Here is a 6,498-nt window from a genome sequence, read left to right on the forward strand (position 1 = left end):
AGAATGATGTCACGCTGAAAATGCCGGCCTTTGAATGGGTTCATGTGCAGCTCCATCAGCAAAAGGGGATGATAAGTTTATCACCACCGACTATTTGCAACAGTGCCCGCAAAACCTATGCCCGTATCAATTGCGTCATTTCTTCGCGAACCTGCGGTACGGTTAAGCCGACAATAATTTGAAAGCTATCACCATTACGTACCATGTTTACTGCACCATGCTCTTGAAAATATTGCGTTTCCGCTACTTTTTCTGGCTCATGTACCTTGATACGTAACCGCGTGGCACAATTGGTGAGCAATGCTATGTTGTCTTTGCCACCCAGTCCTTCAATAAACGCACTCGCTTGCCCGCCATCAATCACACCGCTCGATGAATCGTTTTGTTGTGCCCCCTTATAGTCGGCTTTGGTATAAAGCTTCGCCTCTGCGCTGCCCCGGCCGGGCGTGGGGATATCAAATTTCACAATCAGCGCGCGGAACACCACAAAGTAGATAGCGGTGAAACTCAGGCCGATGAGCACTTGCACAATATATGTGTCGCCATGCAAGCTGCCTAGCGGTAGCCAATTTTGAAAAATAAAGTCGATAAGCCCAGTCTGGAAGTTACCTGAGACACCAAACCAATAGGCAATGGTTGCCATGGTTGCCGCCAATACCGCGTGGAGCGCAAATAATGCCGGTGCGATAAACAGGAAGGTAAACTCAATAGGCTCGGTGATCCCAGTAAGAATGGCCGTCAATGCCGCACCAAGCACCAAGCCGAGCACCATTTTCTTGTTTTCTGGCTTCGCGGTTGCGTAAAGCGCCATAGCAATACCCGTACAACCAAAGACTTTCCCCATCCCAGTCAACATCAAGCCACCTTGTGGGAATTGCTCGGTTAAGGGGGCTGGATTGCTGGCAAAGTTTTGGATATTTTGAATCCAATGAGCCACTGTGCCGCCATCCACCGCTACAGGTCCATAGAATACGGGGCCATAGACAAAGTGATGCAGCCCCGTTGGGATCATAATCCGCTCAAGGAAAGTGAACATCCACACCCCGAATGAACCCGCACCGACTAAAAAGGTTTGTAGATTATTAATGCCGTGCTGAATACTTGGCCAAGTAAAACAGGTGATGATCGCCATGAGTACTATGATCGGAAAACTCACAATAACCACCAAAGGTGTGCCACCAAACACTGCCGCCCAGTTTGGCAGTTTTTTGTCGAAGAAACGGTTGTGAACCCAAACGGAGAGGCTAGCAATTACGATGGCGCCCAATAGGTTAGTATCCAAAGTAAGTATACCGCCCACATCAGTAAGCCCACGCTCACCCTCCACATAGTTCACCCCAAGCTCAGGTCCCCAGAACTGTAAAATGCCACCAATCACATAATTAAAGGTGATGTATGACACCAGTGTTGCAAGCACTGCGCGCCCGGATGCAGATTTTGCTAGTGCTATCGGTAACCCTACCGCAAACACCAAGGCCATATTTTTAAACACCGCCAACGAGGCTTGGAGAAGGATAGTTGACACTTTTACCCATGCACTACCTTCCACTGCCCAAGGAAAGAGATCTTGGTTGAGTAGCATCACCGATAAGCCTAATAACATACCGGCTGCAGGAAAGAGGAGCACAGGGACAAACATTGCTGCGCCAAAGCGCTGGATAATATCTTTCATGATGATCCCTCCCAGATTTTGGCCCCAGATGGTCTCTGGGGCATCATATTATTAATGAAATTGAGGTAGATAGTCGCCGTTAACACGTAAAAGCTCATCGACGATTTGTTGCGCTTTTGGCACATCCACAACGGTTCGGTTGAGCGTGAGCGCATTGACCAGTGTTTGTCGATCCCCGCTAAACCATGCATCCACGACCAGCTTTTCGTAGCCGAGTTGGCCTTCGATCAGTGCTTTTTGGAACGTAGGGATGGTTCCGACCGCAAAGCGTTTCGGGCCGTCATTGGTTAACGCGGCCGGCACTTCCACCATGGCATCATTCTGAATATTTGGGATCGCGCCATCATTCGGTACGATAACCAGATACGTCTCGCCACGGTTATAGGCCAAGGAGGCCGCTACACGCACCATATAGCGCCCATGGATGTCTGCATGAAGATGTTCATTAGCGGTAGTGCCCGCGGCAATGATGCGTTCATTCAGGCTAAACACTCGCTTTTCTCGTCCATTGATTACTTGGCGCGCACGCGTGTTAGCAATATCTTCTTTTTCTACCATTTTTTCCGGATACAAGTAGTACTGCAGATAAGTATTGGGTAAGTACTCAGGATTGTCTTTCAGCATGGTCTGCATGTTTTTAAACGTTGCCTGCCATGAAGGGTCATCAGCAATTTCTGGGTCAACAGCACTGATCCCCTCTTCCAAAATGATGCGTTTAAGCTCAGCGGTAAGGTCGACCCCTTCTCGGTTTCGTACCTTGGTAAACCACCCAAAGTGGTTCAGTCCAAAGTATTCCGGCACCAAATCCCAGATCTCGCAACCGAGTAATTGTGCATAACTCACCATAATGGCGGCAGGCATATCGCAGATGTTTAGAATGCGGTTGTCATGAGGAAATTCGCGCTGCAAGGCTTCAGCCACAATGGCTGCTGGGTTTGTATAGTTTAAAATCCAGGCATCCGGGGCGAAGTGACGAATGTCATTCACGAGAGTAATCATGTCACCTATCGAGCGTAGCCCATACGCCATGCCACCCGCGCCGCACGTTTCTTGTCCCACACAACCGTAAAACAATGGGATCTGCTCATCAAGCTCCCGCATGGCAAGGCCACCAGTGCGGATCTGAATAAAGAAGAAATCTGCATCTGAGAATGCCGTTTCTTTATCCGTGGTATAAACAAACTCTTCGACCTCAGGATAAGCCTCGCGCAGCAAGATCTCCGTCGCTTTGGCATTCGAGGCTTGTCTTTGTTCATCAATATCATAGAAGGTGATTTTGCTGAGCGGAAATGCCTCTTTTTCAGCAATCAAGCTATTGATCATCCCCAGTGTATAGGTGCTTCCACCCCCGACGATAGTGAGCTTTTGTGGTTTCATCATCGTGTCTCCTCTTAATATGTATCTTTAATGTATTACATAGGTGATACTTTAAATATACACAAAGGCTCATTTATTGATCGAAAACACAATGGGAATCTATTTATGTACTTTAAATGTATTATCGATCACAGTTTGTTATGATGGGGCTTGCAGCCAAAAGGAGCCGACATGTTGAAACCTCGCTACATGCAAATAGCCGATTTACTCACTGAGCAGATTAAAGATGGAACCCTGACACCAGGCGCGATGATGCCAACTGAGGCCGAGCTACAAGCCACCTATGACGTCAGCCGAGTCACGATACGTAAGGCGATGAAGGTGTTGGTTGATAACGATCTGCTCTACCGCGTCAGAGGTAGTGGCAGTTACGTAAAAGCCCCTAAAGCACAGCACAACGCCTTTCAACTGATGGGATTTATCGAAGAAGTCTCAGCACAAGGCAAAACGCCAAGCTCAAAGGTGATCGCATTTGAAACGTCACCTTGCAGCCACACCATTGCCAGTAAATTAAACGTGGAGGAAGGGACGTTGATTTATGAAATCCAACGTCTTCGTTTGATTGATGGCGAGCCAGAAATCCTTGAGTGCACCTACCTGCCGGTGGCTATGTTTACCGATCTCAGTATCGAAGTGATGCAAACATCGAAATACGATTATATCGAGCGACATAAGGGGATGCAGATCGCGAAAAGTCGCCAATGTGTCTGGCCAGATAGCACCTCCACCTCACTCGCCGCGCTCCTCAACACCCGTGAAAATTCGCCCATATTAAGGGTCGAATCAGTCAGTGAGCTTGTCGATGGGACACCGTTTGAATATACAGTGAACTACTTCCGCTTATATCAGTACAGCTTTGAATTCATCGCTCACCGCCAAACACCACAATGATCTGTTTCCTCGAGACGTCTCGGTTGCGTTGTTGAGTATGAGGTGTAGTCTGACCGGGTTACCTTATTTCGACGGGATATCTGATGTGAACAAAAGCAGATAGATGACGCCACGCTATCGGTTTTGAACTAACGGGCTTAATCTTGGTGGTCTTGGGGCTCAATTGGATCCTTGGAGCATGCATCGGCCATCTTGGGATCATGGGCGCGATTTTTTCTGTGCTTGCCACCCTTTGGAATTATGTCTACAACATTGGCTTTGATAAAGCGATGTTGGCTTGGCGGGGCTCAGTGCTCAAAACCTTACCGCTGCGTCTGCTGCATGCGGTGATCTTTGAAGCCGGTCTGCTGGTTGCGACCATCCCGTTTATTATGTGGTGGCTGTCGATGAGCTTTTGGCAAGCACTCAGTATGGATATCGGGCTAGTCCTATTTTATCTGGTGTATGCGTTCGTTTATAACTGGCTGTACGATTATCTGTTTCCGATCCCAAATGCGCAATCCCAGAAGGACTGAGTCTGCCAGCCCTTAATATCACGGGTACAAAGATTTACTGACGGAAGGTACGCGGCGAGGGGATCAAGTTGTGTTTGTTCAATAGCCGATACATGGTCGCACGTGACACACCGAGCTCTTTGGCCGCGGCCGATACTTGTCCCTTATTTTCTTCAAGGACGGCGATCAGCGCGTCTCGCTCAGACTCTTCACGGATTTTACGTAAGCTTTGTTTATAATCTCCCTGACGAGGAAGATCTAAGTGCTCCGCTTCAATCACCAGATGATCGGTGTTACCAACGGTGCAAAACTGGGTCTTCCGCAACTTGGGTGGAGTTGTTTAAGCCAGAGGGCTCATGACCCGTCGTCGCAGTAACTCGAAGCCAGCTCGACCGTACATCTGCCGTTTCAGCATTTTTAGGCGGTTTACATGGCCTTCCACAACGCCATTACTCCATCTGCTGCTTATCGCTTCGTGTATTGCTGTTGCATCCGCTTCCATACCGGCCGCAACACGCTGAAGGTCAATGAGCCCACTTTGACTGACGTCAGAGAACCATTGATTTAACTGCGATTTATTCTTCGTTTTCAACATTCGATAGAATGTCGAGCGACAGCTGTTGCGCCATTTTCAGTTGCGGTTCTTTCTGGCACATTGATTCGATGAAGCGGGATGCATAGTTTTCTTCCCCCCTGATCATTCGCCAGGGCATTAACCAGCGGCTTACCCTGGATGCTAAGGGGAGTCGGACTGGAGCGATAACGGGACTGTTAACCGGCTTACGCCACTTAGCCACAGCATCTCTGACCGTCATTTCACTCCCGGTGAAGCCAACATTTACCATCTCCCGCCATAGCTGCCCGGCATTATGGTTACCGTTTATCCGTTGTTCTTCCAGCCACTCCTGCCATGGATCAAGTAGCCCGGGTCTGGGTGGCTTAGTTGATATTTCAGGGAACGCTTTTGACTGTATCCACCGACGAACCGTCACCCGGGACAGCCCGGTGATACGTGATATTTCTCTTATCCCACAACCCTTTTTATAAAGAGAGTCTACCTCATCCCAGCGCTGATAGCGTTTGTCACGCCGCTCTCGTTTAATACGTTCAGGGCGTCGTAACGTTGAAGTTGGCACCAGAGACGCTTCAGCGTTCTGTTCTTTGGGGGATAACTCGGTCGCCACCAGTCGTATCAATGGCATGTGTCTGTACATCATGCGCTCCAGCGCATCACCAATATTCTTCAGCAGATGCCAGCGATCGGCCACCTGTATTGCCTGCGGAGCACCATCGCGGGCAGCTAACGCATAGATCCCCCCGCGATCGCGTGAGACGACCTGTATCTCCGGGTATTTTTTGAACCATGCAGCCAGAGTACGTTGCTCCCGGCCTGGAAGCAGCACCAGGGGGCGATGGGTATCAAGATTTACGATCAGTGTGCCGTACCTGTGGCCCCGATGCCATGCCCACTCGTCAATACCGACATGCCTAGTCCGGTTTTCTGTTTGTTCCGGAGCCTGAACCACTCTGCGTAGTAAAGTATCCGCGCTAATCTGTATTCCTGAAGCTACTTCAGCTCGTCTCCCTGCTTCACCACCTGCGATAAGCCCCAGCTGATGCTGCAGATTTTTCAGCAATGCAGAAGACTGCTGCTGCGGACCTGCAAAGGGAGCAAGCGATTCAGCAAAAATTTTACGTGAACAGGATGGGTTACGGCAGTACCAGTGCCGGATGACGAAGACTAACCAAAGAGCCTGGCCTGAGCATGGAAGATGCTGTATTCGTCGCCGCCGGCAACTATGAACAGAATTACTGCGCGCGAGGCACTCAGGACATGATGCCGTTTTGCGCGTGGCGCGGAGATGGAGGGTTATTCCATCAGCACCAGTAATTTGTCGGCAGGTTTGCCACCCGCACCATCGTTGACCGGTTTGGTGTCCACGATAAACCTGAAGAAGGGGTTCTACGCCGGAACCGCCGAAATTTCCGTTACGCCATTTCAGCCCGCCTGCTAGCGCATCCAAGGGACTGTTTGGAGAACGGAAATAGTGCCCCCCCTCCGAG

5 protein-coding genes and 1 pseudogene are annotated in these 6,498 nt (G+C 49.6%); 2 read left to right on the plus strand and 4 right to left on the minus strand.

The genetic code is table 11. From position 1 onward, the window contains the following. Positions 1-115: 115 nt before the first annotated feature. Together BV390_RS29745 and BV390_RS29750 are read right to left on the minus strand one after the other, a co-directional pair. Positions 116-1,672: an alpha-glucoside-specific PTS transporter subunit IIBC gene (locus BV390_RS29745; protein ID WP_004098811.1), complete on the minus strand. Its 1,557-nt coding sequence runs from the start codon at positions 1,670-1,672 to the stop codon at positions 116-118. 51 nt (positions 1,673-1,723) lie between these two features. Further along, complete coding sequence (locus BV390_RS29750) at positions 1,724-3,052, minus strand: 6-phospho-alpha-glucosidase (protein ID WP_206098739.1); 1,329 nt, start codon at positions 3,050-3,052, stop codon at positions 1,724-1,726. Positions 3,053-3,220: 168 nt separating this feature from the next. On the opposite strand from BV390_RS29750, the gene BV390_RS29755 reads away from it, so the two are divergent. Further along, positions 3,221-3,940, plus strand: a complete 720-nt coding sequence (locus tag BV390_RS29755) for a GntR family transcriptional regulator (RefSeq protein WP_064760475.1) — start codon at positions 3,221-3,223, stop codon at positions 3,938-3,940. Between the two features lie 116 nt (positions 3,941-4,056). After that, a complete protein-coding gene (locus BV390_RS29760) occupies positions 4,057-4,455 on the plus strand; it encodes a PACE efflux transporter (RefSeq protein ID WP_225622121.1) in 399 nt (132 codons plus the stop codon). A gap of 34 nt (positions 4,456-4,489) precedes the next feature. Here the strand turns inward: BV390_RS29760 and BV390_RS32040 are convergent, their stop codons facing one another. Together BV390_RS32040 and BV390_RS29770 are read right to left on the minus strand one after the other, a co-directional pair. Beyond that, complete coding sequence (locus tag BV390_RS32040; RefSeq protein WP_281492800.1) at positions 4,490-4,714, minus strand: helix-turn-helix domain-containing protein; 225 nt, start codon at positions 4,712-4,714, stop codon at positions 4,490-4,492. A gap of 60 nt (positions 4,715-4,774) precedes the next feature. Further along, positions 4,775-6,326: pseudogene (locus BV390_RS29770) on the minus strand (ISL3 family transposase). Between the last annotated feature and the right edge of the window lie 172 nt (positions 6,327-6,498).

It is taken from the genome of Klebsiella sp. YJ (genome assembly GCF_002108615.1).
Lineage (GTDB): Bacteria > Pseudomonadota > Gammaproteobacteria > Enterobacterales > Enterobacteriaceae > Klebsiella > Klebsiella planticola.

What these genes read in the sequence shown, in the direction of transcription:
- BV390_RS29745 (WP_004098811.1), bottom strand. Translation starts at nt 1,672, where the DNA reads ATGAAAGATATTATCCAGCGCTTTGGCGCAGCAATGTTTGTCCCTGTG.
- BV390_RS29750 (WP_206098739.1), bottom strand. Translation starts at nt 3,052, where the DNA reads ATGATGAAACCACAAAAGCTCACTATCGTCGGGGGTGGAAGCACCTAT.
- BV390_RS29755 (WP_064760475.1), top strand. Translation starts at nt 3,221, where the DNA reads ATGTTGAAACCTCGCTACATGCAAATAGCCGATTTACTCACTGAGCAG.